The following is a 25,711-nucleotide window of genomic DNA, read 5'->3' as shown; positions in this document are numbered from 1 at the left end:
TCTTGCTTGTCTGAAATGCTTTGGTTAGTATTCACACCCGCTCAATAAGTTAATTTTTCTAATTGTGAGCGGGTGATGCAGTATAATATCGCTAAAAAACTGTGGTAAACCCCACGAGGAAACGGGTACAACATATGTATGAAGCTCTTTTAGGTATATTCTTGCTGGTTGGTATCGGGCTAATCGCTCTGGTTCTGCTACAGCAGGGTAAAGGTGCTGATATGGGTGCTTCTTTCGGTGCGGGTTCATCAGCAACACTGTTTGGTTCATCGGGTTCGGGTAATTTCATGACTCGCATGACTGCGGTTTTAGCAACGCTGTTTATCGTTATCAGTTTGATTCTCGGTAACATGACCAGTAATAAAACTGTTTCAAGCAGTAAATGGGATAATTTGTCTGAACCTGTTAACGTTGAAAAACAAACAGAAGTTCCGGCAGCGCCAACAAAACCAAATAGCGATATCCCACAGTAACTTTTAGTAGCGCAATTATCAGTCACACAATTGCAATAGCAATAACAGAATTGAAGTAGGATTGTTAGATTAAATAGTTAGCATAACTAACCATTAAGGTGACAGTCCTATAAAAAATCAGTGCCGAGGTGGTGAAATTGGTATACACGCTACCTTGAGGTGGTAGTGCCTAAACAACGGGCGTACGGGTTCAAGTCCCGTCCTCGGCACCATTAATCTAGAAACTTGCGTTTTTAGTATTATCAGCGTAAGATTTGCCACGTTTTCGAACGCGGGATGGAGCAGCATGGTAGCTCGTCGGGCTCATAACCCGAAGGTCGTCGGTTCAAATCCGGCTCCCGCAACCACTTCTTAACAATCTATACCTTTTCCGGAGTAGTCATTCAACAGCCGTTAAGATATCGATCCTAATTTGCAAGGTTGCTTTGAAAGGTATGGAAAGAAGTTGGTTGAGACCACTGGCAGTAAACAGGGTCCAGTTACATAAAGCCCCGAGTATCGGGGTTTTTTGTTATTTGACAGCAGAACTACTGGGCTAATATAGCCCTTTTTTTATGTCTTGGGGGTGGGCTTGTCCACATTAGAGCAAAAATTAACAGAGATGATTTCAGCACCCGTTGAAGCTTTGGGTTTTGAATTAGTGGGCCTGGAGTTTATTCGCGCACGTGTGTCCACGCTGCGGGTCTATATCGATAGTGAAGAAGGTATCACTGTTGATAATTGTGCTGATGTTAGCCACCAGGTCAGTGCAGTACTTGATGTCGAAGATCCGATTTCGGTGCTTTATAACCTGGAAATATCTTCACCTGGGCTTGAGCGTCCAATGTTTAAGGCTGAACACTACCTGCGTTTCATGGGAGAAAAAGTCAGTTTAGTTTTACGCATGGCAATGCAGAACCGTCGTAAATGGCAAGGTATTATCAAGGCTGTCGATGGTGAAATGATTACGGTTACGGTGGATGGAAAAGACGAAGTGTTCGCACTGAGCAACATCCAGAAAGCGAACCTGGTACCCCACTTTTAAAGTTCGGATGAGGCAACTAGGATGAATAAAGAAATTCTGGCTGTTGTGGAAGCGGTTTCTAATGAAAAATCTCTCCCTCGCGAAAAAATCTTCGAAGCACTAGAGATTGCACTGGCGACAGCCACCAAGAAAAAATATGAGCAGGAAATCGACGTTCGAGTCTGCATTGATCGTAAATCTGGTGATTTTGATACCTTCCGTCGTTGGTTGGTCGTAGAAGAAGTTACCCTGCCAACTCGTGAAATCACGGTAGATGCTGCAAAATATGAAGAGCCAGAGATTGATCTGGGTGGTTATATTGAAGATCAGATTGAATCAGTGACTTTTGACCGTATCACAACTCAGACAGCAAAACAGGTTATCGTACAGAAAGTACGTGAAGCTGAGCGCGCGATGGTTGTTGATCAGTTCCGTGAGCAGCAAGGCGAAATCGTGACTGCTCAGGTCAAAAAAGTGAACCGCGAAAATATTACTCTGGATTTGGGTAATAACGCCGAAGCTGTCATTCTTCGTGAAGATATGTTACCACGAGAAAACTTCCGTCCAGGTGACCGCGTGCGTGGCGTTCTGTATGATGTTCGTCCTGAAGCACGTGGTGCGCAGTTGTTCATCACTCGCTCTCGCCCAGAGATGCTGGTTGAACTGTTCCGTATCGAAGTACCTGAAATTGGCGAAGAGATCATTGAAATCAAAGCTGCGGCCCGTGATCCCGGTTCCCGCGCAAAGATTGCGGTGAAAACGAACGACAAGCGTATTGACCCTGTAGGTGCCTGCGTAGGTATGCGTGGCGCAAGGGTACAGGCCGTTTCCAGTGAGTTGGGCGGTGAAAGAATTGACATCGTGCTGTGGGACGATAACCCTGCACAGTTTGTCATTAATGCAATGGCTCCGGCGGATGTGGCATCTATCGTGGTTGACGAAGACAACTGCACAATGGATGTTGCCGTAGAAAACAGTAACCTGGCTCAGGCGATTGGTCGTAATGGTCAAAACGTTCGTCTGGCAGCACAACTGTTGAAAAAGCATCGTGGTGATGACAAGTGGGAACTGAATGTCATGACTGCGGAAGAGCTACAAGCGAAGCATCAGGCTGAAGCCCATGCTTCTATTGATACATTTACTAAGCATCTCGACATTGATGAAGATTTCGCCACCGTATTGGTCGAGGAAGGCTTCTCTACACTGGAAGAACTGGCTTATGTGCCAATCAATGAACTTCTGGCAGTAGAAGGTCTTGACGAGGAAACCGTTGAAGTTCTTCGTGAACGCGCAAAAGCGGCCTTGACTACGCTGGAACTGGCTCAAAAAGAGAGCCTTGGTGATCAGCAACCTGCTGAAGATTTATTGAATCTTTCTGGCATGGAGCGTACTTTGGCGTTTGACCTAGCTGCCCGTGGCATCTGCACTCTGGAAGATCTTGCCGAGCAGGGTATCGACGACTTATCTGATATCGAAGGACTGAATGATGAGAAAGCAGGAGAACTCATTATGGCGGCCCGTAATATCTGTTGGTTTGGCGATGATGCATAAATAAACTGTAGCAGGAAGGAACAGAATGACAGAGGTAACCGTAAAATTACTGGCAGTAGAGATCCAGACATCGGTAGAACGTCTAATCCAGCAGTTCGCTGATGCTGGCATTCAGAAAACCGCAACTGACTCTGTTTCCCAGAAAGAAAAAGAAGCTTTGCTGGCCCACTTGAACCGCGAACAAGGCGGTTCTGGTAGTCAGCCAAGTAAATTGACACTACAGCGTAAAACACGCAGTACACTAAACGTTCCTGGCACTGGTGGCAAAAGTAAATCGGTAGCGATTGAAGTCCGCAAAAAACGCACATATGTAAACCGCGATGCTGTTGAACAGACTCAAGCGGAAGAACAGGCTAAGCGTGAAGCGGAAGAGCAGGCTCGGCGCGAGGTAGAAGAGAAGGCGCGGCTTGAAACTGAAGCGAAAAAACTCGCAGAAGAGCAAGCTAAACGTCTGGCTGAAGAAACAGCGAAACGTGAGGCACAAGAAAGCACTCAACGTGAAGCAGAAGAAAAAGCCAAGCGTGACGAGGCTGAACTGCCTCAACGCGAGGCGGCGGAAAAAGAAAAAGTGATTAAGCAACATACCGAAAACAAACCAAAATCAGCTCAGACAGAGCCTGCCGTGCAAAATGAAAAAGCGCGTCGTGAAGCCGAAGCAGCAGAATTAAAACGCAAAGCTGAAGAAGAAGTACGCCGTAAGGTTGAAGCGGAAGCTAAGCGTGTTGCAGAAGATGCTCGTCGTATGGCAGAAGAAAACCAAGGTAAATGGGCTGAAGAATCCGAGGTTAGTGGTGAAAGCAGTGACTACCACGTAACCACTTCCCCTCATGCCCGTGATGCAGAAGATGAAAACGACGCCAAAGTTGAAGGCGATCGCCGTGCCCGCACCCGTGGTGGCAAAGCTACCCGCCAGAAGAAGAATAACAAACATTCTGAATCTAAAGCTGATCGTGAAGAAGCACGCGCAGTAGGCCGTGGCAAAGGCAAACAGCGTAAACCGAGTTCTTTACAGCAGAGCTTCACCAAGCCTGTAGCAGCGGTTAACCGTGATGTCGTGATTGGCGAGACGATTACCGTCGCTGAATTGGCTAACAAAATGGCCGTCAAAGGTTCCCAAGTCATCAAAACCATGATGAAGATGGGTGCAATGGCGACTATCAACCAAGTCATCGATCAAGAAACTGCGCAAATGGTTGCCGAAGAAATGGGCCATAAAGTTATCCTGCGTCGTGAAAACGAGCTGGAAGAAGCGCTGATGAGCGATCGTGATACGGGTGAAACACTGGCAGAATCTCGTGCACCAGTTGTAACCATCATGGGCCATGTTGACCACGGTAAAACCTCTCTGCTGGACTATATTCGTTCCACCAAAGTCGCTTCAGGAGAGGCAGGTGGCATTACCCAGCATATCGGTGCTTACCATGTGAAAACTGAGAAAGGCATGGTGACTTTCTTGGATACTCCTGGTCACGCTGCGTTTACCTCCATGCGTGCACGTGGCGCGAAGGCAACGGATATCGTGGTTCTGGTTGTAGCTGCGGATGACGGCGTCATGCCTCAGACTATAGAAGCTATCCAGCATGCCAAGGCTGCTAGCGTACCTGTAGTTGTTGCAGTGAACAAAATCGACAAACCAGAAGCAGATCCTGACCGCGTGAAGAATGAACTTTCACAGTACGGCATCATTTCTGAAGAGTGGGGCGGTGAAACTCAGTTCATCAACGTGTCTGCTAAAGCAGGTCTGGGTATTGATGAATTGCTGGACGCGATTTTGCTTCAGGCTGAAGTTCTTGAATTGCAAGCAGTACGTACTGGTATGGCGAATGGTGTGGTCATTGAATCATTCCTGGACAAAGGCCGTGGCCCTGTTGCAACCATTCTGGTTCAGTCTGGTACTCTGAACAAAGGCGACATCGTCCTGTGTGGCTTTGAGTATGGCCGTATCCGCGCGATGCGTAACGAACTTGGCCGCGAAGTTATGTCAGCGGGTCCATCTATTCCAGTGGAAATCTTGGGTCTGTCCAGCGTTCCATCTGCGGGTGATGAAGCGACTGTTGTTCGTGACGAGAAAAAAGCACGTGAAGTAGCTCTGTATCGTCAGGGTAAATTCCGTGAAGTGAAACTGGCTCGTCAGCAGAAATCTAAACTGGAAAACATGTTTGCTAACATGGAAGAAGGTAAAGTATCTGAGCTGAACATCGTTCTGAAAACTGACGTTCAGGGTACATGTGAAGCAATCTGTGACTCACTGCTGAAACTGTCTACTGATGAAGTTAAAGTGAAAATCATCGGTTCTGGCGTAGGTGGTATCACTGAAACTGATGCAACTCTGGCAGCAGCATCCAACGCAATTATTCTGGGCTTCAACGTCCGTGCAGATGCCTCGGCACGTCGCATCATTGAAAATGAAAGCGTAGACCTGCGTTACTATTCCGTTATCTATAGTCTGATTGACGAAATCAAACAGGCAATGAGCGGTATGTTGGCACCAGAATACAAACAGCAGATCATGGGTCTTGCAGAAGTCCGTGACGTATTTAAATCACCTAAGTTTGGTGCTATTGCTGGTTGTATGGTGACAGAAGGTAACATCAAGCGTAATAACCCAATCCGCGTTCTGCGCGATAACGTGGTTATTTACGAAGGTGAATTGGAATCCCTGCGTCGCTTTAAAGATGATGTTAATGAAGTTCGTAATGGTATGGAATGTGGTATTGGTGTGAAAAACTACAATGACGTTCGCGTTGGCGACATGATTGAAGTTTTTGAAGTGATTGAAATTAAACGCTCCATCGATTAATACCATCATCTATCCAATAGATTTATTCCATTCTTGGGGGGCTTAATGCCCCCCAAAATGTCAGGAGATATAACAATGGCAAGAGAATTCAGTCGTACTCAGCGCGTTTCACAGGAAATGCAAAAAGAGATTGCCATCATTTTACAGCGTGAAGTCAAAGATCCGCGTATCAGCATGGCGACGGTCTCTGGTGTTGAGGTTTCCCGCGATCTGGCTTACGCCAAAGTATTTGTAACCTTTCTGAATGTTCTGGTAGAAGGACATGATTCAGGGAAGGTTGAAGAAGGTATTAAAGCATTGAACGAAGCCTCAGGTTTTATACGTTCTCTGCTGGGTAAAGCGATGCGTCTTCGTGTCATTCCTGAACTGACCTTTTCTTATGATAGTTCTCTGGTGGAAGGGATGCGCATGTCGAATCTGGTCAGCAATGTCGTGAAAAATGACGAGCAGCGCCGTGCATCTGCGGATCACAACGAGGAAAAATAATGGGGCGTCGTCGTAGAGGCCGTGCAATAAACGGTGTACTGTTGCTGGATAAGCCGCAGGATATTTCCTCCAATGATGCGTTACAGAAAGTAAGGCGGATTTTCAATGCCAGCAAAGCGGGTCATACTGGTGCGCTGGATCCACTGGCGACAGGTATGTTGCCGGTTTGCCTTGGCGAAGCGACCAAATTTTCCCAATTCCTGCTGGACTCTGACAAACGCTATCGAGTGATTGCCCGTCTGGGACAGCGTACAGATACTTCAGACTCACATGGACAGATCATTAGTGAACGTGAAGTACAAGTCACTCAGTCTCAGCTTGACGCAGCACTAGATACATTCCGTGGTGATACCATGCAGGTTCCTTCAATGTATTCTGCATTGAAACATCAGGGAAAGCCGCTGTACGAATATGCCCGCCGGGGTATTGAAGTTGAGCGGGAAGCGCGTCCTATCACTGTTTATGAATTGCAGTTCATTCGCTGGGAAGGTGATGAGCTGGAATTGGAAATACACTGTTCCAAAGGAACGTACATCCGCACCATTACTGATGATTTAGGTGAACTTTTGGGCTGTGGCGCACATGTGATTTATCTGCGCCGTTTACAGGTTGCCAATTATCCGAATCAAAGAATGGTGACGTTGGAACAGTTATATGAATTAAAACAACAGGCTGAAGATCAAGAAATGGAAGCGGGCGAGTTACTTGACCCATTGCTGCTGCCAATGGATACCGCCGTTGCTCATTTTCCTGTGATTCACTTGGCATCTGTGGTTGCGTCTTATTTTAAACAAGGGCAACCTGTCCGAAGCGGGCACAATCTGGCTTCGGGTGAACAGGTGAGAGTCACCGAAGGCGATGAAAATAAATTCATCGGCATTGCCGTGATTGACGATGATGGGCTAGTCGCTCCGCGTCGTCTGGTTGTTGAAATCGAAGCTGAAGCCGAAATTGAACAATGATAGTAACTGACAAGGAATTTTAAGCAGACAAATTGCGTAGAAACAGTGAATGGCGGCGATTGTGCTGTCTTGCGCTTCACCTATTTGCAGCGTAGAATACCGCGTCTATACATGAGTTGCTGAATTAGAGATCGGCACTCGTCATTTTAAACTACATATTTATTTGGAGTTATACTATGTCTCTAAGTACTGCTGCAAAGGCGCAGATTCTTGTTGATTTTGGCCGTGGCGCTAACGACAGTGGTTCCAGCGAAGTTCAGGTTGCCCTGCTGACTGCTGACATCAACCAACTGCAAGGTCACTTTTCTGAGCACAAAAAAGATCACCACAGCCGTCGTGGTCTGCTGAGAAAGGTTGCACAGCGTCGTAAGCTGCTGACCTACCTGAAGCGTAAAGATTTGGCTCGCTACACCACGCTGATTGAGCGCCTGGGTCTGCGTCGCTAATCGATGAGTTTCAGTGGAAAGGGGCCTAATCGGGCCCCTTTTCTTCTAGGAAGCGGAATTGAGAAATCGAAACACCGTTCCTAAAATCTGAATCTCTTCCGCTACAGTGACTCGCGCGGCTAATGAGAGTCCTTAAAGGAGTGAGCACTGTCATTAGTCGTGAGGGTGTAGCAAGAAGAGAAAGTCCATTGTTGCTGAGGCTTAATTGAAGTCGGCAACACTTACAAAGGAAAATTATTTTGCTGAATCCGATTGTTCGTAAATTCCAGTATGGTCAGCACACTGTGACCATCGAAACCGGTATGATGGCTCGTCAAGCGACAGCAGCCGTTATGGTAAATATGGATGATACTGCGGTATTTGTTACCGTTGTAGGCCAGAAAAAAATGAAGCCAGGGCAGAGTTTCTTCCCCCTGACTGTTAACTATCAAGAGCGTACTTACGCTGCGGGTCGTATTCCGGGAAGTTTCTTCCGTCGTGAAGGTCGTCCGGGTGAAGGTGAAACCCTCGTTGCCCGTCTGATTGACCGTCCTTTGCGCCCTCTGTTCCCAGAAGGTTTCCTGAACGAAGTTCAAATTATCGCAACAGTTGTTTCTGTTAACCCACAAGTAAACCCTGATATCGTTGGCATGATCGGTGCATCTGCTGCGCTGGCACTGTCTGGTATTCCGTTCAACGGCCCAATTGGTGCTGCCCGCGTGGGTTACATCAACGATCAATACATACTGAACCCAACCAGTGATGAATTGAAACACAGCCGTCTGGATCTGGTTGTTGCAGGTACAGAAGGTGCGGTATTGATGGTTGAATCTGAAGCAGAACTGCTGACAGAAGAACAAATGCTGGGTGCAGTTGTGTTTGGTCATGACCAGCAGCAGATTGTTATTGAAAACATCAATTCATTAGCTGCTGAGGCAGGTAAAGAAAAATGGGAATGGTCTGCAGAACCTGTCAACCAGTCACTGAATGATCGTGTTGCTGAACTGGCTGAAAGCCGTCTGGGTGATGCTTACCGCATTACCGAGAAGCAAGAGCGTTATGCTCAGGTTAACACTATCAAAGAAGACGTTTCTGCGGTCATTCTGGCAGAGTCTGCGGAAAAAGGTGTTGAGCTGGAAGAAGGTGAAATACTTGATGTGCTGTCTGTTCTGGAGAAAAACGTTGTTCGTGGCCGTGTTCTGAATGGCGAGCCTCGTATTGACGGCCGTGAAAAAGACATGATACGTGCTCTGGACGTTCGTACTGGTGTGCTGCCACGTACTCACGGTTCATCCCTGTTTACCCGTGGTGAAACTCAGGCGCTGGTTGCAGCAACTCTGGGTACAGAGCGTGATGCTCAAGTCATCGATGAACTGATGGGTGAACGTACTGACCGCTTCCTGTTCCACTATAACTTCCCTCCGTACTCTGTAGGTGAAACTGGTATGGTTGGTTCACCAAAACGTCGTGAAATCGGTCATGGTCGTCTGGCGAAACGTGGTGTATTGGCTGTAATGCCAAGTGCCAGCGAATTCCCGTATACCGTCCGCGTTGTGTCAGAGATCACCGAATCCAACGGTTCTTCTTCTATGGCTTCTGTTTGTGGCGCATCACTGGCGTTGATGGACGCAGGTGTGCCAATTAAGGCTGCCGTTGCGGGTATCGCTATGGGTCTGGTGAAAGAAGGGAATAACTTTGTTGTTCTGTCTGATATTCTGGGTGATGAAGATCATCTGGGCGATATGGACTTTAAAGTTGCGGGTAGCCGTGATGGTATCAGTGCATTGCAAATGGATATCAAGATTGAAGGCATTACCCGTGAAATCATGCAGATTGCCCTGAATCAAGCCAAAGGTGCCCGTCTGCATATTCTGAGCGTGATGGAGCAGGCAATCGAAGGCCCGCGCAATGATATCTCTGAATTCGCACCACGCATTCACACCATTAAGATCAATCCAGACAAGATCAAAGATGTGATTGGTAAAGGTGGTTCTGTCATCCGTGCATTGACAGAAGAAACTGGCACTACCATTGAAATCGAAGATGATGGTACCGTGAAGATCGCGGCAACTGACAGTGATAAAGCACGTCATGCCATCAGCCGTATCGAAGAAATCACTGCTGAAGTTGAAGTCGGCCGCATCTATAATGGTAAAGTGACCCGTATTGTTGACTTTGGTGCATTTGTTGCCATCGGCGGCGGTAAAGAAGGTCTTGTGCACATTTCTCAGATCGCGGACAAACGTGTAGAGAAAGTCACTGATTATCTGCAATTGGGTCAGGAAGTACCGGTTAAAGTACTGGAAATCGATCGTCAGGGTCGTATTCGCCTGAGCATGAAAGAAGCAGTGGCTACTACCGATGACGCACCACAAGCACCAGAAGCATCAGTAGAATAAATTTGACGTAAAGAGCGGCATCCTGTAAAAAGGGCGCCGTTTATCCCGATATATTTCGAGTGACAGCCAAAAAAGCCGGGCTTGAAAGATGCAGGGGAAGTCAGTTTTGGGCAGGATGCCTGAAACATACAATGTGGGTGGAGTAACTGGGCATTCTGATTGATGTCTGACTTCGGGAGTGGAAAATGAATTCTTTTCTGCGCTGGTGTTATGTTGCAGCTATTTTTCTCCTTGTGGGATGTGGCAGCACTGGGTGGCGTAAAAATGAACTTATTGCTATTCCATTACAACCGACATTGCAACAAGAGGTTATTCTGGCTCGTATGGAACAAATACTTGCGAGTCGGTCACTTACAGAAGATGAGTATGCACAGCTTTTATATGAGCGCGGTGTACTGTATGATAGCCTCGGGCTGAGAGCACTAGCACAGAATGATTTTTCAGTAGCTTTGTCTATCCGCCCTGATATTCCTGAAATTTTTAATTATCTGGGAATTTATTTTACGCAGGCAGGTAATTTTGATTCTGCCTATGAAGCGTTTGATTCTGTTTTAGAGCTTGATCCAACTTACAACTACGCGCGAATGAATCGCGGCATTGCACTGTATTACGGTGGCCGCTATCGATTGGCGCAGGATGATCTGCAGGCGTTTTATCAAGACGATCCAAATGATCCCTTCCGTTCGTTGTGGTTGTACCTTGTGGAAGATAAAATCGATCCTAAGGTTGCAATGACTAATTTGTCGCACCATTTTGACAAAGCGAACCGGGGGCTATGGGGCTGGAATATCGTTGAATTCTATTTGGGCAAAATCAGTGAAAAGACACTGATGGAGCGTTTGCAACAGAATTCAGCGGATAACACTTCGCTCGCTGAGCATCTCAGTGAAACTGACTTCTATTTAGGTAAACATTACCTAAGTCTGGGGGATGAGGATAGCGCAGCTGCGTTATTCAAGCTGACGGTAGCTAACAATGTCCATAACTTTGTTGAGCACCGCTACGCATTGTTGGAATTGGCGCTGCTAGGCCAAAGACAAGATGACTTATCGGAATCGAACCAACAATAGCTGACGAACATTTTCATGACAGATTTTTAAGTCCACATCCTTAAGAGGTGGGGGCTTGTTTGTTCGTTTAATAACATAATTTGAGCCAGTTCACATTTTAAATGAAAATGACAGAAATTCTTTTCACTGTGTTATGTAGACTGGCCGCCACGATTAATGAGGCACCATTACATGACCACTGAGACTGAAATCTCTTTTGCTGATTTAGGTTTATCGGCACCAATTCTTTCTGCACTGGGAGACATGGGCTATGAGAAGCCTTCTCCTATTCAACAACAATGCATTCCTCACCTGCTGAACGGTCGTGACGTGCTGGGCATGGCACAGACTGGTAGTGGTAAGACTGCGGCATTCACCTTGCCATTACTGCATAACATTGATGCTGAACTTAAAGCTCCACAGATCCTTGTGTTAGCGCCTACCCGTGAACTGGCGGTACAGGTTGCTGAAGCGTGTTCAGATTTCTCTAAACATATGCGCAGTGTGAATGTCGTTGCACTCTACGGTGGGCAGCGTTACGACGTTCAATTACGTGCCCTGCGTCAGGGACCACAAATTGTAGTGGGAACCCCGGGCCGTCTGCTGGACCACCTGAAACGTGGAACATTGGATCTGTCCAACCTGAAGGGTCTGGTACTGGACGAAGCTGACGAAATGCTGCGTATGGGCTTTATCGAAGATGTTGAAAACATCATGAGCCAGATCCCTGCTGAACACCAGACAGCTCTGTTCTCAGCAACTATGCCGGAAGCGATTCGTCGTATTACCCGTCGTTTCATGAAGGATCCACAGGAAGTTCGTATTCAGAGCAGCGTGACAAACCGTCCTGACATCAGCCAGAGCTACTGGTTTGTTAACGGTGTGCGCAAAAACGAAGCGCTGGTACGTTTCCTTGAAGCAGAAGATTTTGATGCTGCAATTATTTTCGTGCGTACCAAAAATGCAACGCTGGAAGTAGCTGAAGCGCTGGAGCGTAACGGTTACAACTCTGCGGCACTGAATGGTGATATGAATCAGACTCTGCGTGAGCAGACTCTTGAGCGTTTGAAAAATGGTCGTTTGGACATCCTGATTGCAACTGATGTTGCCGCTCGTGGTCTGGATGTTGAGCGTATCAGTCTGGTTGTTAACTATGACATCCCAATGGATGCAGAGTCTTATGTACACCGTATTGGTCGTACTGGCCGTGCAGGTCGTGCAGGTCGTGCTCTGCTGTTCGTTGAAAACCGTGAACGTCGCTTGTTGCATAACATCGAACGCACCATGAAGCTGACTATCCCAGAAGTTGAACTGCCAAATGCAGAGCTTCTGAGCCAGCGTCGTCTGGAGAAATTCGCAGCTAATGTTCAGCAACAACTGGAAAGCAGTGACTTGGATCAGTACCGTGCACTGTTGGCTAAGTTGGGCACTACTGGTGAAGAGCTGGATATGGAAACACTGGCCGCAGCTCTGCTGAAAATGGCACAAGGCGAGCGTCCACTTATTCTGCCACCAGATCCAGTTCGCCGTCCTCGCCGTGAATTCAACGACCGTGATGACCGTCGCCGTAATGCTAATGCTAATGGTTTTGGCGATCGTGACAGAGGTGATCGAGGCGACCGAGGCGGCGACAAAGGTGACCGTCCTCGTCGTGAACGTCGTGACGTGGGTGATATGGAACTGTATCGCATCGAAGTGGGCCGTGATGATGGCGTTGAAGTTCGTCACATCGTGGGCGCAATTGCGAACGAAGGTGATATCAGCAGCCGTTATATCGGTAATATCAAACTGTTCGCTACTCACTCAACGATTGAGCTGCCAAAAGGAATGCCAGGGGAATTACTGTCTCACTTTACCCGCACTCGCATCCTGAACAAGCCTCTGAACATGCAATTGATGGGTGATGCACAACCATTTGAACGCCGTGAGCGTCGTAGTGGTGGTGGTGGCCGTGGTGGAAATGGCGGTGGCAATGGCGGTGGCAACGGTGGCAATGGCCAACGTCGTGATCGTGATAATGCTGGTAATAATGGCGATCGTCGTTTTAGCAACGAACGTCGTGGCGGCGGTGAGCGTAGTTCTTTCCGTGGTCGCAGCAACGATGGCTTAAACGGTGGTGCACCACGTCGTCGTCAAAGCAACAGTAACAGCACTAGCAACGTATAAGCGTACATCAACGTTTCATCGGTTTGATTGCTAGAGATTAGCAGTTGCGTTGAAAATATCGCAATGATGTATTAAAAAAGCCCTTTCTCTTAACGGAGAAGGGGCTTTTGTTATTTTAGGCTGATTTTTTGGGAAGACGTTTATTCAGTTCGGCTTTGACTTCACTATCTGAAAGTAAGCGCTCACCTTGATGAATAACCATTTTTCTTATATGACCTCTGAAACCGCGATGAGTCACTTCCTGCAAAATTCGTGTTTCTACAGGGCATAGTCCTCCTTCGCTTTGATCCAGAGGATGAATAATGACCCGATGATTCCAGTCTAAAAAACGCCTTAACCCTTTCCTGAAACCATGTCGCTTGAGTAATGTGAATAACTGACTTTCTGCGTTAAAAAATTCACCAACCAGCAAACGTGTGGTACTGAAATCTCCCTTAATCTCCAGCTCTTTCTGAGTCTTAAGGTCTTTCAGGATCATTAGGTTTGTTTTTATTTTGAGATAAAAATCTGCCAAGAGCATTTCCTTTGTTTATTTTTCCTGTAGGGTTCGTAAATTATGCCCTAAGCAGCAATTAATTTAATCCCAGTTCTTCTTTCAGTGGTTTTAGATAACGACGGCTGACCGGAATGTGTTCATCATTGCTCAGAACCAGCTCCGCTTGTCCATTTTCCCCAAAAACAATCTCCCGTAAATGAGTCATATTGACCAGATATTGACGGTGACAGCGAGTCAGCGAAGTACGGCTCTCCAGTGTGCGTAGAGTCAACTCAGTAAAACCTTCTTGCCCACTGGCGTTCATGACATACACACCACTCAGTCGGGAAGTGACATACAGTACATCATCCAATGGCATCAGCCAGATCCGGCTGCGCCCTGTGCAGGGAATATATTTCAGTTGTTCATCTTCGCGTGGTAAGTCGGCGAGATTCTGTTTTTGATAGCCGGAACGTAATCGTTGCAACGTTTTACTCAGACGCTCTTTTTCCAGTGGTTTCAGTAAATAATCGAACGCATGTTCTTCAAAAGCTTGCACAGCATATTCATCAAAAGCAGTCAGAAAAACAATATAAGGACGATGTTCAGGATCGAGCATTCCTACCATTTCCAGCCCAGTAATGCGGGGCATCTGAATATCAAGGAAAACGACATCCGGTTTAAGACGATGGATAGCTCCGATCGCCTCAACTGCGTTGGCACACTCACCGATGATTTGGATATCCGTTTCCTCTTCCAGCAGGCAACGTAGATTTTCGCGAGCCAGTGGCTCATCGTCAACAATCAATACATTCATATTTATGCCGTTTTTTACCCTCTTTTTCTAATGGTAAACATAAAATGACACGGGTAAATTCTTCTGGTTGGCACTGAACTTTTACACCATATTGTTCACCATAACGAAGCTGCAAGCGTTTATCTACCAGACTCATCCCAAGCCCATCTCCCATTTTTATTGGACAATAAAGCCCCGCGTTATCTTCAATCTCGACCAATAACAAACTGTTTTCTTTATGGGCCCTAATCGTAATTCTTCCTGTATCAAGTAACTGTGATGTACCATGTTTAATTGCATTTTCTACCATCGGCTGTAGAGAAAATGCAGGCAATCTTGCATCACACAGGGATTCTGGAATCTCTATGACAATCTGTAGATGCTCACGGAAACGGGCTTTCTCAATTTGTAAGTAAGCGTTCACATGCTCAATCTCGTTCTCCAGCGTAGCAATCTCTTCAGGCCGCTTTAAATTTTTGCGGAAGAATGTCGAAAGATACTGTACAAGCTGGCCTGCTTGCTGACTATCCCGACGGATCACCGCTTGTAATGTATTCAGGGCATTAAATAAAAAGTGAGGATTCACTTGCGCGTGAAGCAGCTTTACTTCTGATTGCAGCAAAGATTGTTTATTCCGCTCATATTGCCCGGCAAGAATTTGGGCAGAAAGCAGACTGGCAATTCCCTCACCTAATGTACGATTAATGGAGCTGAATAAACGATTTTTAGCTTCATACAATTTTATCGTGCCAATCACCTGCTGATTTTCTCCCCGTAAAGGGATCACCAGAGCAGAACCAAGTTTACAAATAGGACTAAGAGAACAGCAATAAGGCGTTTCGTTACCATCGGCATACACAACTTCATTTTTTTCAATAGCGCGACGCGATTGTTCGGAAGCGATAGGTGTACCGGGCAAATGATGATCCGAACCGATACCAATAAATGCCAGTAATTTTTCTCTATCCGTGATCGCGACAGCCCCGATTTCTAATTCCTGATAAATCACTTTTGCCACACGCATACTGTTATCTTCATTGAACCCTTTACGCAGAATGCCTTCGGTGCAGACCGCAATTTTTAAAGCTTGGGCGGAAAAAGCACTGGTATATTTTTCGAAAATAGCGCGTCTGTCCAAGAGAATGCGTATAAACATGGCTGCCCCGATGCTATTGGCGATGATCATCGGGGCGGCGATATCCTTTACCAAACTCAATGCTTCATCGAAAGGGTTGGCAAGGAGCAGGATAATGCCCATTTGGGTACACTCAGCAAATAAAGTAACAATAGCCGCGGTCCACGGATTCAGCAGCTTATTAATCTGCCCTCGTTTCATCAGATAAATATGTACAAGACCGCCTAATACGCCCTCTACAATCGTGGATACCATACAACTGAATGCTGTCATTCCACCAAGAGAATAACGATGCAATCCTCCCGTGAATCCCACCATTGCCCCTACCGTTGGCCCACCGAGAAAACCACCCAATACAGCCCCAATTGCACGGGTATTCGCAATGGAATCATTAACATTTAGCCCAAAATACGTTCCCATGATGCAAAAAATGGAAAAAATGACATAACACATCAGTTTATGGGGTAAACGAACAGTGACTTGCAGCAAAGGTATAAACAGAGGCGTTTTACTCAGTAGCCAAGCGATCACCAGATAGATACACATTTGCTGAAGTAATAACAACACGAGGTTAAATTCGTACATATTTTTTCATTGAGTGATTAATAACGATAAATAAATTTAAAGCGCCATTATCAAAGGTTGAATTTAATCCCGTCAATAGGCTACTGGCAGGATAAAGTAGATATGTACCCGTCGTCTTTCAAATTGCAGCGTTGGGGATGCGTTCCCTTGCCGTCGCGCTGCAACTCGAAATCCATTGGATATAAGACTGGGAAAGGACAATCCGCTCCGGCTGGAGCGGATATTACGTTAAGAAATGACGATCAATGAGGCGTCTTATTGCTTGCAGATGGTATAGTCTGTGGTGATTTTATTGACAATATGCAATTGTCCATCATCTATGTTCACTGAATAATGAGCATGTTTCAGATGGCTATCTTCTGTGTATGGGGTGGAAGAACGATAAGCACGTTGTTGTGGCCACCCGTATATATCATGTATTGCGTTGTTTGGATGTGCGCGGTATAAGCTCATTAACTCTTCTTTGTTGGGTAATGTGCCGTGTATCCCCTTACAGTACAGTTCGGCACCCTTGTGGATGCGTTTAGGCCAAACTTCACCCTCTTCAGTACGAGTATCTATTGCTTTATAGTGGAGCCTCGTGACTTCCGCTTGCAATTTAGGGCGAGTAAAGATAATGCCATTTTCTGCCTCCGCGACATCAACCATGTGCCCCCAGAAATTTGCGACGTCGACATCCGGGCTGGTTACAACCGTGAAAATAACATCTTGTGTTTGAGGTGCAGCCGTTCCGTCCGGAGTGACAGACAGTGTCGTCTTCACGCCAAGTCCATTAGGGTCGGTGACGACAACAGACAGCATACCTTGCTCATCGGTGAAATCTTGGTATACCCCAGGTTGTCCATTGAGTAAGACAGTCGGAGTTTCAGAATCCCCTTTTCGGTTTAGTGCCCTGATAGCGTTAACTCTGACTGCGACATTTCTGACCAATTGTCCATGATTCAGCGTCTTGATCTTCAGCGTGATTGATTCGCCTTTTTTGACCTTATCGGCACTTATCGTTGTTGTCATATTATCGGCAAGTCCTCTGACTGTGCCGCCTTTGCCACCATCATGAGTATGATTGCCTTGCTCGGCACTCATGCTGGTATCAACGATATTGGTATTCCCAATGAGATCAAGCGCGTTTTGGGCTTGTACTACAACTTCTTTCACCGTACCGGCATCTGATAGTGTCAATGTATAGTCAGGGATTTTGCCTGATTCGGTGATCGTATGGCCTTTTGAAATGTCAGTGCTGCCTTTGTCACCCCAGACATAACGAGATTTATCGGTTGTATCACCGTGATTGGGATTAAAGGTATAGGTCGCACTTAATTTTTGCCCCATTTCTAACTTGCCAAAGATAGTCAGATTTTTGACGAGTGGGGCGTCAGGATGTACGAACAGGATCTCAACGGGTTTGATGGTAATACCGTTTACTTGTGGCGTAATTTTCAGTACCCCGATTTTTTCGCCGGCAGTAAGCAGGGATTGATAGATGCCCGGTCGAGTTTCTTGCATTGTTTCGATCTGTGGATCACTGCCTTTTCCGCTTAATCCACTGGCGATCAATTTGATATCTGGGGCGATTCCAGTGATGGGATCTCCCTCTTTATTTTTCAGTGTCAATGTGAGGCGGGTATTGGAATGCCCATCAGCCGCCAATTCTTTATCTTTTGTCGTGAAAGTGGATTGATTGGCACTGGCTTCTGCACGAAGCACTTGTAGCTGCATCTCTGCTCGCTTGGACGCGTTTCCTTTTTCATCGTAAGCAATAGCGCTCACGGTGTAGGTATTGTTGCCCTGAAGTTGATATTTTGGCAGGGTCAGTAAGTAGTGTGTTCCACCCTGAGATTTAATTCCGCCACCATTAGCAAACAGTCTTGGGGCATCCCATTTAATCTCTTTAAATCCATATTTGCTCTTGATGCTGATGTGAAGAGGTTTGATATCCCCCGCATGACCGACAATCAAGTTATCCATTGCCAGAGAGATCACTTCACGTTTACGGTACTCTAAAACGATCTGATTATTACGATCGACTAAATCATAGCGACCACCTTGCAGAGTACGTCTGAATGTCACCGCATCCGGATCAATTTGTTGTGACCACGGAGTACCGATTTCATAATTCAGTTCCATATTGAACTGTGTTTCTCCGTTACCGGATACATCCTGTCTGCGGTCAATACCGAAAGTCAGTAATGGAATAGGGGTGTAATTAATTCCCGCCGTAAACGCAGAGGGGTTTGTTCCCCGATGATCTTTATTGATTAACCCGACCTCATTCCCGAAATATTGTTCATACACTAACTTTCCGCCAAGTTGTGGCAAGGAGGGAATGTAACCTTGTACTCTCAGATCGAAACCGTTGGCCGGGCGTTCATCATAATCTTTCAAAAGGTGGGATTCTTTCCAGTTACTTAAACGGAAGTAGCTGTTTACGCCTAATTTCAGATAATCGCGGGCATATTCTGCGCCAAGACCAAAGCGGGTATTCTTTCCCGTGAAATCATGGTCAAGAAAAGCATTATAACCCAGCATCCAGCCGTCAAAAAAATAACGTTGTCCTACCCCTATATTGACGGTATTGCGTTTATCAATATTGCGCAGGCCAAACTGAGTAAAAGTCATTTGGCTTCTGGTATCGTGCAAAGGCAGCAACATATCGAGTTGGCTGCCATTCAAGCGGCCATGATTATCTATATTGGCTTGCACACGCGCTGTACCGTAGCGTCCTAACCAATCTTGAATTTGTCGGTTGGCTTCTCCCATCGCCAGATGACTTATCTGACTCGCTGCGCTATTCCCAATGTTGTCATGGGTTAACAGATGACCAACTTGAGAGGCAATCTCAGCCAGGCGGTGAGGGTTTTCATCTCTAGAAGAAGCCTGACTTAATGAAGAATAATTAAAAGGTAAAAATTTATTGGTGCGGGGTTTAGGTACATCAATTTCACTGCCGGCGCCAAGTGCAGTAAAAGGTTTGTCAAAGGTACGAAGTTGATTGATCTTTTTTAAGTCGGTGACAGTTAAACCATAGCGTTTGGCAACAGTATTGACTGTTTCTCCTGACTTCAGGATATAAGGCTCTGTTGATAGTGCCAATATTTCATTTTGAGAAGTCGTCTGTGTTTCGGCATTAGTGAGAGTCGGAGTAAATACGCAAGCAACCGGAAATACAAATTGAGTGACAATGTTCACCCAAGCTACACGTTTCAGCAAATATTGCTGATTCTGTAGCCACGACTTATCGAATTTTTTGTTCATAAATATAAACCTACAACAATAAAAAAATATCAGGTGACAATCTGGATTAAACTTATTTATTTCAGCGTATTGCCTTAATTTTGATGTCAGCCATGAGTCGAGTGATCAGGAAGAAAGCGTCACGTCATTACGGATCAAAAAAATGACAACATGGCATTGCCTGATCTGAGGTATTACAAAATAGTTAATGAATATTGCTGAATGATTAACATATAGATTTTTGATCTATATTTATTCATTTATCGGGTTTTTTATTCCAACATAAAATCATTTATTGATCAATATAACTTTCTTTGTTGATTATTTAAGAGGAAAAAGGAAGTTAATAAAAAGAGGGGATTTCATCCAATTTTGAGTTGTCTTGATGCTAAAAATACACTTATTTTAATTAGTTTTGTAAAAACAAATAGTTATCATTTTTCTTTGGGTTACTCAGATACTCTCGTCTGGTCAAAATAAAAACAGCATAAAATATAAGAGAATATTGTTTGTTAAGAAATTGTTTGTGTAATGGATTTTCTTTCGATTTTTTCTTTTTCTAAACACAAAAAGCACAATCAATGTCCGGTTATCGTATCGTATCGCAGAGGGCTTAGTTTAAAGTTTGGTGTTTGGGGTTAACTATGACCGAGGAGTTATTATTGTTTTTTTTGTGATTCAGATATTATTTATATTCTGCAAAATCGCATATAGGTCATATAATTATTAAAGTTTAAATTTTTATGTATTAGATCAAAAAATGATCTCAAAATCATTATTAACTGATATTTTTTTATCAGGGGGATCTTATTGTCGTAAAAATGATAAACATAAAGATATTCTTATTATGCTAGTGTTTTTTCAAAGTTAAAGTGTGAAATTGGAGTAGTGCTAGATTCGCTTTATTGGAGATTGTCATGAGAAAATATATCACACAGGACGAATGGAAGCGTGTTTTTGCTGTATTAACCAATTCTGTAAATAAAGAGCGTGATCAGTGTTTATTGTACTTGACTTATATTCATGGCCTACGTGTGAGTGAGTTGATTTCATTAAATGTCTCTGATATTGATATCGCAGGAAAGACCATTTATATAAAGCGATTAAAAAATGGTTTTTCGACAACACACCCTATATCAGAAACGGAAAAAAAGCTTATCTTGAAATGGTTGCAAGTCAGAAATGACAACAGAGTGTACCGAGCTTCTTCATGGTTATTTCCTTCGCGTAAGGGGGGAAGATTATCGCGTCAGTGGGTACATGTATTAATGGGAAGATACGGGGAACAAGCAGGACTGACCATCAAATTACACCCACACAAATTGCGACATTCATGTGGATTTGAACTTGCTAATCAGGGGTTAGACACCCGGCTAATTCAGGATTATTTAGGGCACCGCAATATACGCCATACTATGCACTACACCGCCAGCAACCCAGAACGCTTTTATAAGGCATGGCAACGTAATCAAAAGCTGAAGATTAATAGTGGTAAATATCTTGCCCCTTAGTGACTGATAAAATCTATTTAGCGACTACGTTTTTCTCTATTTCTACAATGACGATATCAAGTTCTAACGGAAAACAGCATATATTGCTTAAATAGAGTAGATATTCTAACGAGATATAAAAAACAGGCCGGAAAGATCACAGAGATTTTTTCGGCTTTTTTATCTACTTCAGCGAAATACCATAATAAAACAAGGGGAATAAGAATAACATTTACTGCACTAAGATATTTTATTTTCTATTGTTTACTATTTTATTTTAATTATTATAGGTTGTTATGATTTTTTATATTTGATATAAAAAATCAATAATACAGAAATAGTGTTTATTTTTTATTCTGTCCTAATGTCAATTTAATAGATTGTCATAGATAAAAATATCTGAATAAGAATCATGAAAAGACAAAGCAGCACTCATTTATTCTGTAAAAGCAATATATAATTATATCAATATTGCTTTTAATAACTATAAAACTGTAGTATGCCAATATATCGAATGCTTAGTCTTATTTTTATATTAGGTTTCATTGGTTTTTTCTTGCCAATATTTATTTTGATAAAAATGAATATTAATACTAATATATACCTATTGGTTAATATAACGAAAGTAATGATAACCATTAATTATTAAGAGGATGTCTGGGTCAGTGTGTTAGCTACAGTTATTTTTTTTCAATTTAAAATCATAAATATTACTTAACTTACTTGAGAGAGATTTGCCATTTCAATTTACATGCTAATGTGTTAGTTATTTTAAAATTGATAAATATATTAATTTGAAATGGTTATGATTTTTATTCGTTTTATTTATTTAAGTTCATTAATTTGTACTCTGTAAGTGTTTTTATCTAAATGAGGGGCGGGTTAACTGAGAGATGCTAAAATGCATATTGCGGTTGATATTTGAGCGGAATTGTGTTTTCAGACTATTTTTATAGGCATTTTATTTTTATCAGTGATCAGGCGCACGGATTTCTAAAAAGAAGTTTACTCAGCAGTGTCACACTACATTGTTAACTTTATATAGAGCTTAGACCTGATAGCACGCTTGGGGCTTGCAGAACATAATGAAGAAAAGAACACTTTTCACCATATTATTAATTATTTTCCTGATCGCAATGGCGGTACTTTTTCGCTCTCACAATCAGAATCTGTTGTTGCAGGGGGAAGTTGATGCACCAGAAGTCATTATAGCGTCCAAAGCTTCTGGTCGAGTGGTTACGCTTCATGTTGAGCGGGGAGATGAGGTTAAGGCAGGACAACTGATGGTAAGTCTGGAAAGCCCGGAAATGGCTGCGAAAGTTGCCGCAGCGCAAGCTGCCCGTGATCAGGCCAGGGCAAAACTTGAATTATCCCTGCATGGAACCCGTGAAGAGAGCATTCGCAATTTAGAGGCTGTTCTTGCACAGGCTCAGTCCGGGTACAAAAATGCACAACGTGAATTTGAGCGCCTCAGCAATATGTCAGTCAAAGGTTACGTGTCTGCCAGTGAATTGGATAGTGCGCGTAATGCTCGCGATGTCGCCTACCAGAAAATGCTGGGGGCTAAAGCCGAGATGGATGCAGGGAGAAACGGTGATCGCATTGAACTTCGCCAACAATATCAGGCTGCACTGAATGAAGTGGAAGAAAAACTGCGTGAGTTGAAAATTCAGAGTGATGATCTACAGGTAAAAGCGCCCGTTGAGGGTGAAGTCGGGCCACTGCCAGCAGAAGTCGGTCAGCTTTTTAATGCCAATAGCCCGTTAGCGACATTGGTACGCGTTCCACAAGCTTACTTCGTCTATAACCTGCGTGAGGATATTCTGGCGAAAGTGCGTAAGGGGGACAAAATCAAACTACGTGTCCCTGCTCTCGATAAAGAAATTGAGGCCGAAATCCGTTATATCGCGCCAATGGGTGATTATGCGACAAAACGTGCAACCCGTGCGACAGGGGATTTTGACCTGAGAACGTTTGAGATCCGGTTATACCCATTGCAGCCCATTGATGGGCTACGTCAGGGCATGAGCGCGTTATGGGTCTGGGATAAATAAGGTAACGGCCTGATGAACAGAAAAGCGGCGTGGCACAGTTTTGAACTGGCGTTCACACGAGAACTTAAGGCTGCACTTCACAGTCCTATTTTTCACTGGCTGAGTTGGTTGTTTCCTTTGCTGCTGTTTATCTTAATCAGTGCAAATTTCTCAGAAGGAACATTGTTCAACCTGCCAGTATCTGTTGTGGATAATGATCAAAGTAAGTTGTCCCACACACTGATCCGCAACTTGAACGCAGCGCCTCATGCGGATATCAAGTCTTATGACAATAACCTGCCAGAATCCTTGGAACGTCTGAGTAGTGCTCAGGATTATGCGCTGCTTTACTTCCCTGAGAATTTTGAAAAAGACGCTTTAAGTGGCAGGCAACCTACGGTGAGTATCTATTACAATGCTCTGTTTTACGGTGCAGGGCGTTATTCGATTCAGGATTTCAGCGGGTTGATGGCGGAAACAAATGCAAAATATCGTGCAATTATCGCATCTGAAATAGGTCGCCAGCTTCCCCCCTTAGCCAAAGCCACGATGTCCTATGACAGTCTGTTTAACGCCAGTGGCAGCTATATTTATTACCAACAATTTGCGGTGATCATCCATCTATTACAGCTTTTTGTTGTGACATGCACCATTTACACGATGTCCAGAGATAAGCAACTTTTGAACACGAAATCTTTCGTGGGGGCATTATTAGGCAAATTGGGGCCTTATACCTTAATTTTTACACTGTTATTAATCGTAGAAATCACAGCACTGGTTGTTTTTTCTGATGCAAAAGTAGCAGGCAATCCTCTCTATATGCCAATTGTTGGATTTTTCTATGTTATTGCTGCACAAAGCATTGGATTGTTGTTATTTACTTTTACCAGCAGTGCAATCACCGCCTATTCCTTAATTGGGATGCTGGTGAGTATTGCGATGACTTTCTCCGGCATGGTCGTGCCTGAACTCTCAATGGTATGGCCTGCAAGGATCATTTCTAATCTTGAACCTCTGACTCATGCTTTGAATGCTATGTTTGATATCTTTCTGAGGGAAGTATCTTTACAGATTATCCTGCATGTTTGCCTGATATTACTGATCTATCCTGCGGTCTGCGGCTTATTGATCCGCCATCGTTTATGGAAGCGCCTTAATCAATCAGAGGGGACTGCATGATGTCGGATAATGGACAAGTCAATTGGAAGTTATACTGGCAGACATTCCGCAACATCTTTCTGGGCATGTTGGAAAAGCCCATGTGGTTACTCTTGATCATTTCGTTGTGTGTGATGAGTATGGTTTACGTGCGTCCTTCTCTGTGGGATTTGCCTGTGGCGGTGATCGATCAGGATCACAGTCATGCGAGCCGGGCACTGATCCGTCACATTGATTCTACGGCGAAAGTGGAAACCAAAGGCTATAACAATCTCGATAATGCCCGTCGGGACATGCTCCAGAGAAAAATTTTTGCCATTATCATCGTGCCTGTTGATTTTGAAAAACATTTGCTGAGCGGACGAAATGTCACCGTCCCTGTTTATGGCGATGCGACTAACCGCCTTGCCAACGGGCAAATCCAACAGGATTTGGCATTAGCCTATCAGCAGCTCTTGTCAGAATTTGATGGCGCACTGTTGTTGAAAGCGGGTTTTAGCATAGAGCAGGTGAAACTCTTGCTACAGCCAATCCGTGGGGAAACAATTGGGTTATTTAACCCGGGTATCAGCTATGCAGCGATAGTTTTTCCCGGTTCATTGGTGATGCTGTTGCAGCACTCCTTATTGATTGCTTGTGTCCGCGTCAGTGTGGCGATAAGAGAGACACCTAAAGGCAAGCCACCACTCCCTGTCTATTTAGGGGCACTGTCTGCTTTAATCCCCATCTGGCTGTTTTTGTCGGTGATCTTTTTTGTCTTGTGGCCGTGGGTATTGGGGTATCGACAAGATGCTCCGATTTATCTCTTGTTGCTACTGACATTTCCATTTTTGCTAGCGGTATTGGGGCTGGGCAAATTGGTTACGGAATGTTTGCGTAGTGTGGAAATGATCTACCTGACCCTCGCTTTTATTACTACGCCGATTTTCTACATTTCAGGTACGATTTGGCCGATTCAGGCGATGCCCGATTGGGTGCGGATGATTTCATCGGCGCTGCCATCCACTTGGGCGACAAAAGCAATCGCGGGCATCAACCAAATGGGATTGCCATTACACAGCGTGTTCAGGGATATTGGCATGATGCTGCTGCTTGGGGTGATATATATGATTTTGGGGATTTTAGTCAGTATGTTGCGCAATAGGGAATTGCAGGTTATTACCCAGCGCATTAAACGATTTTTTATCCATAATCGATAAGCTTGTACATCATCCATACCATAACCCATCCATACCATAACCCATACATCCCCATAAAATAAGAAACGCGCGTCAATGACGAAGGGGGAGCAGGCGGTTGGCTCCTACTTCAAACTGCCAACAAAATCCCAATTTATCACATTAATTCAGCAGACTTACCCGCCAGCCACGGGAAAGCCCGACGGGCTTTTGATTTAGAGCACTATGGCTTTCATTTTTTCTTATGTTTATCCTGTAGACGTTTTGTTATGAGGGATTTATTATCGATTCTTGATGTGGGATCGGGAAATACAGC

General features: G+C 44.6%; 18 protein-coding genes and 2 tRNA genes. 16 read left to right on the top strand and 4 right to left on the bottom strand.

Annotated features, from left to right (window positions below; translation table 11 throughout):
• Positions 1 to 134: 134 nt before the first annotated feature.
• From secG to FE394_RS05245, 12 genes are all read left to right on the top strand, one after another.
• Positions 135 to 473 carry a preprotein translocase subunit SecG gene (gene secG, locus FE394_RS05300; protein WP_319925353.1) on the top strand — a complete coding sequence of 113 codons (339 nt, stop codon included), beginning with the start codon at positions 135 to 137 and terminating at the stop codon, positions 471 to 473.
• A gap of 122 nt (positions 474 to 595) precedes the next feature.
• Positions 596 to 685 (top strand) — tRNA-Leu (locus FE394_RS05295).
• Between the two features lie 58 nt (positions 686 to 743).
• Positions 744 to 820: transfer RNA gene (locus FE394_RS05290), tRNA-Met, on the top strand.
• 224 nt (positions 821 to 1,044) lie between these two features.
• Complete coding sequence (gene rimP, locus FE394_RS05285) at positions 1,045 to 1,497, top strand: ribosome maturation factor RimP (RefSeq protein ID WP_319925352.1); 453 nt, start codon at positions 1,045 to 1,047, stop codon at positions 1,495 to 1,497.
• 21 nt (positions 1,498 to 1,518) lie between these two features.
• A complete protein-coding gene (gene nusA / locus FE394_RS05280) occupies positions 1,519 to 3,027 on the top strand; it encodes a transcription termination factor NusA (protein ID WP_319925351.1) in 1,509 nt (502 codons plus the stop codon).
• A 25-nt stretch (positions 3,028 to 3,052) separates the two neighbouring features.
• Positions 3,053 to 5,827 carry a translation initiation factor IF-2 gene (gene infB, locus FE394_RS05275; RefSeq protein ID WP_319925350.1) on the top strand — a complete coding sequence of 925 codons (2,775 nt, stop codon included), beginning with the start codon at positions 3,053 to 3,055 and terminating at the stop codon, positions 5,825 to 5,827.
• Positions 5,828 to 5,902: 75 nt separating this feature from the next.
• Entirely contained in the window at positions 5,903 to 6,313 is a 411-nt protein-coding gene (gene rbfA, locus FE394_RS05270; RefSeq protein ID WP_319925349.1) for a 30S ribosome-binding factor RbfA, read from the top strand.
• Positions 6,313 to 7,275, top strand: coding sequence for a tRNA pseudouridine(55) synthase TruB (truB, locus tag FE394_RS05265; RefSeq protein ID WP_319925348.1), 963 nt, complete (start codon positions 6,313 to 6,315; stop codon positions 7,273 to 7,275). Before rbfA ends, truB begins: the two co-directional genes overlap by 1 nt.
• A gap of 176 nt (positions 7,276 to 7,451) precedes the next feature.
• Positions 7,452 to 7,721 carry a 30S ribosomal protein S15 gene (rpsO, locus tag FE394_RS05260; RefSeq protein WP_319925347.1) on the top strand — a complete coding sequence of 90 codons (270 nt, stop codon included), beginning with the start codon at positions 7,452 to 7,454 and terminating at the stop codon, positions 7,719 to 7,721.
• Between the two features lie 239 nt (positions 7,722 to 7,960).
• Positions 7,961 to 10,099: a polyribonucleotide nucleotidyltransferase gene (gene pnp, locus FE394_RS05255; protein WP_319925346.1), complete on the top strand. Its 2,139-nt coding sequence runs from the start codon at positions 7,961 to 7,963 to the stop codon at positions 10,097 to 10,099.
• A gap of 185 nt (positions 10,100 to 10,284) precedes the next feature.
• Positions 10,285 to 11,169, top strand: coding sequence for a lipoprotein NlpI (gene nlpI / locus FE394_RS05250; RefSeq protein ID WP_319925345.1), 885 nt, complete (start codon positions 10,285 to 10,287; stop codon positions 11,167 to 11,169).
• 171 nt (positions 11,170 to 11,340) lie between these two features.
• Positions 11,341 to 13,314 (top strand): DEAD/DEAH family ATP-dependent RNA helicase, encoded by a 1,974-nt coding sequence (locus tag FE394_RS05245; RefSeq protein WP_319925344.1) that lies wholly within the window; start codon positions 11,341 to 11,343, stop codon positions 13,312 to 13,314.
• 115 nt (positions 13,315 to 13,429) lie between these two features.
• On the opposite strand, the gene FE394_RS05240 is transcribed toward FE394_RS05245, so the two are convergent.
• The 4 genes from FE394_RS05240 to FE394_RS05225 all read right to left on the bottom strand — a co-directional run bounded on the left by FE394_RS05240 (position 13,430) and on the right by FE394_RS05225 (position 19,557).
• Positions 13,430 to 13,828 (bottom strand): hypothetical protein, encoded by a 399-nt coding sequence (locus FE394_RS05240; RefSeq protein WP_319925343.1) that lies wholly within the window; start codon positions 13,826 to 13,828, stop codon positions 13,430 to 13,432.
• Positions 13,829 to 13,886: 58 nt separating this feature from the next.
• Positions 13,887 to 14,606, bottom strand: a complete 720-nt coding sequence (gene btsR / locus FE394_RS05235; protein WP_319925342.1) for a two-component system response regulator BtsR — start codon at positions 14,604 to 14,606, stop codon at positions 13,887 to 13,889.
• Positions 14,587 to 16,305, bottom strand: a complete 1,719-nt coding sequence (locus FE394_RS05230; RefSeq protein WP_319925341.1) for a sensor histidine kinase — start codon at positions 16,303 to 16,305, stop codon at positions 14,587 to 14,589. Before FE394_RS05230 ends, btsR begins: the two co-directional genes overlap by 20 nt.
• Before the next feature lie 255 nt (positions 16,306 to 16,560).
• Positions 16,561 to 19,557 carry an inverse autotransporter beta domain-containing protein gene (locus FE394_RS05225; RefSeq protein ID WP_319925340.1) on the bottom strand — a complete coding sequence of 999 codons (2,997 nt, stop codon included), beginning with the start codon at positions 19,555 to 19,557 and terminating at the stop codon, positions 16,561 to 16,563.
• 896 nt (positions 19,558 to 20,453) lie between these two features.
• Between FE394_RS05225 and FE394_RS05220 the strand changes: the two genes are divergently transcribed.
• The 4 genes from FE394_RS05220 to FE394_RS05205 all read left to right on the top strand — a co-directional run bounded on the left by FE394_RS05220 (position 20,454) and on the right by FE394_RS05205 (position 25,416).
• A complete protein-coding gene (locus tag FE394_RS05220; RefSeq protein WP_319925339.1) occupies positions 20,454 to 21,047 on the top strand; it encodes a tyrosine-type DNA invertase in 594 nt (197 codons plus the stop codon).
• A 1,064-nt stretch (positions 21,048 to 22,111) separates the two neighbouring features.
• A complete protein-coding gene (locus tag FE394_RS05215; RefSeq protein WP_319925338.1) occupies positions 22,112 to 23,080 on the top strand; it encodes an HlyD family secretion protein in 969 nt (322 codons plus the stop codon).
• A gap of 12 nt (positions 23,081 to 23,092) precedes the next feature.
• Positions 23,093 to 24,238 carry an ABC transporter permease gene (locus FE394_RS05210; protein WP_319925337.1) on the top strand — a complete coding sequence of 382 codons (1,146 nt, stop codon included), beginning with the start codon at positions 23,093 to 23,095 and terminating at the stop codon, positions 24,236 to 24,238.
• Positions 24,235 to 25,416, top strand: coding sequence for an ABC transporter permease (locus tag FE394_RS05205; RefSeq protein WP_319925336.1), 1,182 nt, complete (start codon positions 24,235 to 24,237; stop codon positions 25,414 to 25,416). Before FE394_RS05210 ends, FE394_RS05205 begins: the two co-directional genes overlap by 4 nt.
• Positions 25,417 to 25,711: the final 295 nt, after the last annotated feature.

This window comes from Xenorhabdus littoralis (genome assembly GCF_033949345.1).
In the GTDB taxonomy this organism is placed as follows: Bacteria; Pseudomonadota; Gammaproteobacteria; order Enterobacterales; family Enterobacteriaceae; genus Xenorhabdus; species Xenorhabdus littoralis.
Note: the sequence above shows the minus strand (reverse complement) of the source record. Positions and strands in the feature narration are given on the sequence as shown.

Bases quoted from the DNA above. Each gene is read 5' to 3' on its own strand.
- FE394_RS05220 (WP_319925339.1), top strand. From the start codon at position 20,454: ATGAGAAAATATATCACACAGGACGAATGGAAGCGTGTTTTTGCTGTA.
- FE394_RS05245 (WP_319925344.1), top strand. From the start codon at position 11,341: ATGACCACTGAGACTGAAATCTCTTTTGCTGATTTAGGTTTATCGGCA.
- FE394_RS05215 (WP_319925338.1), top strand. From the start codon at position 22,112: ATGAAGAAAAGAACACTTTTCACCATATTATTAATTATTTTCCTGATC.
- FE394_RS05225 (WP_319925340.1), bottom strand. From the start codon at position 19,557: ATGAACAAAAAATTCGATAAGTCGTGGCTACAGAATCAGCAATATTTG.
- btsR (WP_319925342.1), bottom strand. From the start codon at position 14,606: ATGAATGTATTGATTGTTGACGATGAGCCACTGGCTCGCGAAAATCTA.
- nlpI (WP_319925345.1), top strand. From the start codon at position 10,285: ATGAATTCTTTTCTGCGCTGGTGTTATGTTGCAGCTATTTTTCTCCTT.
- FE394_RS05230 (WP_319925341.1), bottom strand. From the start codon at position 16,305: ATGTACGAATTTAACCTCGTGTTGTTATTACTTCAGCAAATGTGTATC.
- FE394_RS05205 (WP_319925336.1), top strand. From the start codon at position 24,235: ATGATGTCGGATAATGGACAAGTCAATTGGAAGTTATACTGGCAGACA.
- secG (WP_319925353.1), top strand. From the start codon at position 135: ATGTATGAAGCTCTTTTAGGTATATTCTTGCTGGTTGGTATCGGGCTA.
- FE394_RS05210 (WP_319925337.1), top strand. From the start codon at position 23,093: ATGAACAGAAAAGCGGCGTGGCACAGTTTTGAACTGGCGTTCACACGA.
- infB (WP_319925350.1), top strand. From the start codon at position 3,053: ATGACAGAGGTAACCGTAAAATTACTGGCAGTAGAGATCCAGACATCG.
- truB (WP_319925348.1), top strand. From the start codon at position 6,313: ATGGGGCGTCGTCGTAGAGGCCGTGCAATAAACGGTGTACTGTTGCTG.
- nusA (WP_319925351.1), top strand. From the start codon at position 1,519: ATGAATAAAGAAATTCTGGCTGTTGTGGAAGCGGTTTCTAATGAAAAA.
- rpsO (WP_319925347.1), top strand. From the start codon at position 7,452: ATGTCTCTAAGTACTGCTGCAAAGGCGCAGATTCTTGTTGATTTTGGC.
- rbfA (WP_319925349.1), top strand. From the start codon at position 5,903: ATGGCAAGAGAATTCAGTCGTACTCAGCGCGTTTCACAGGAAATGCAA.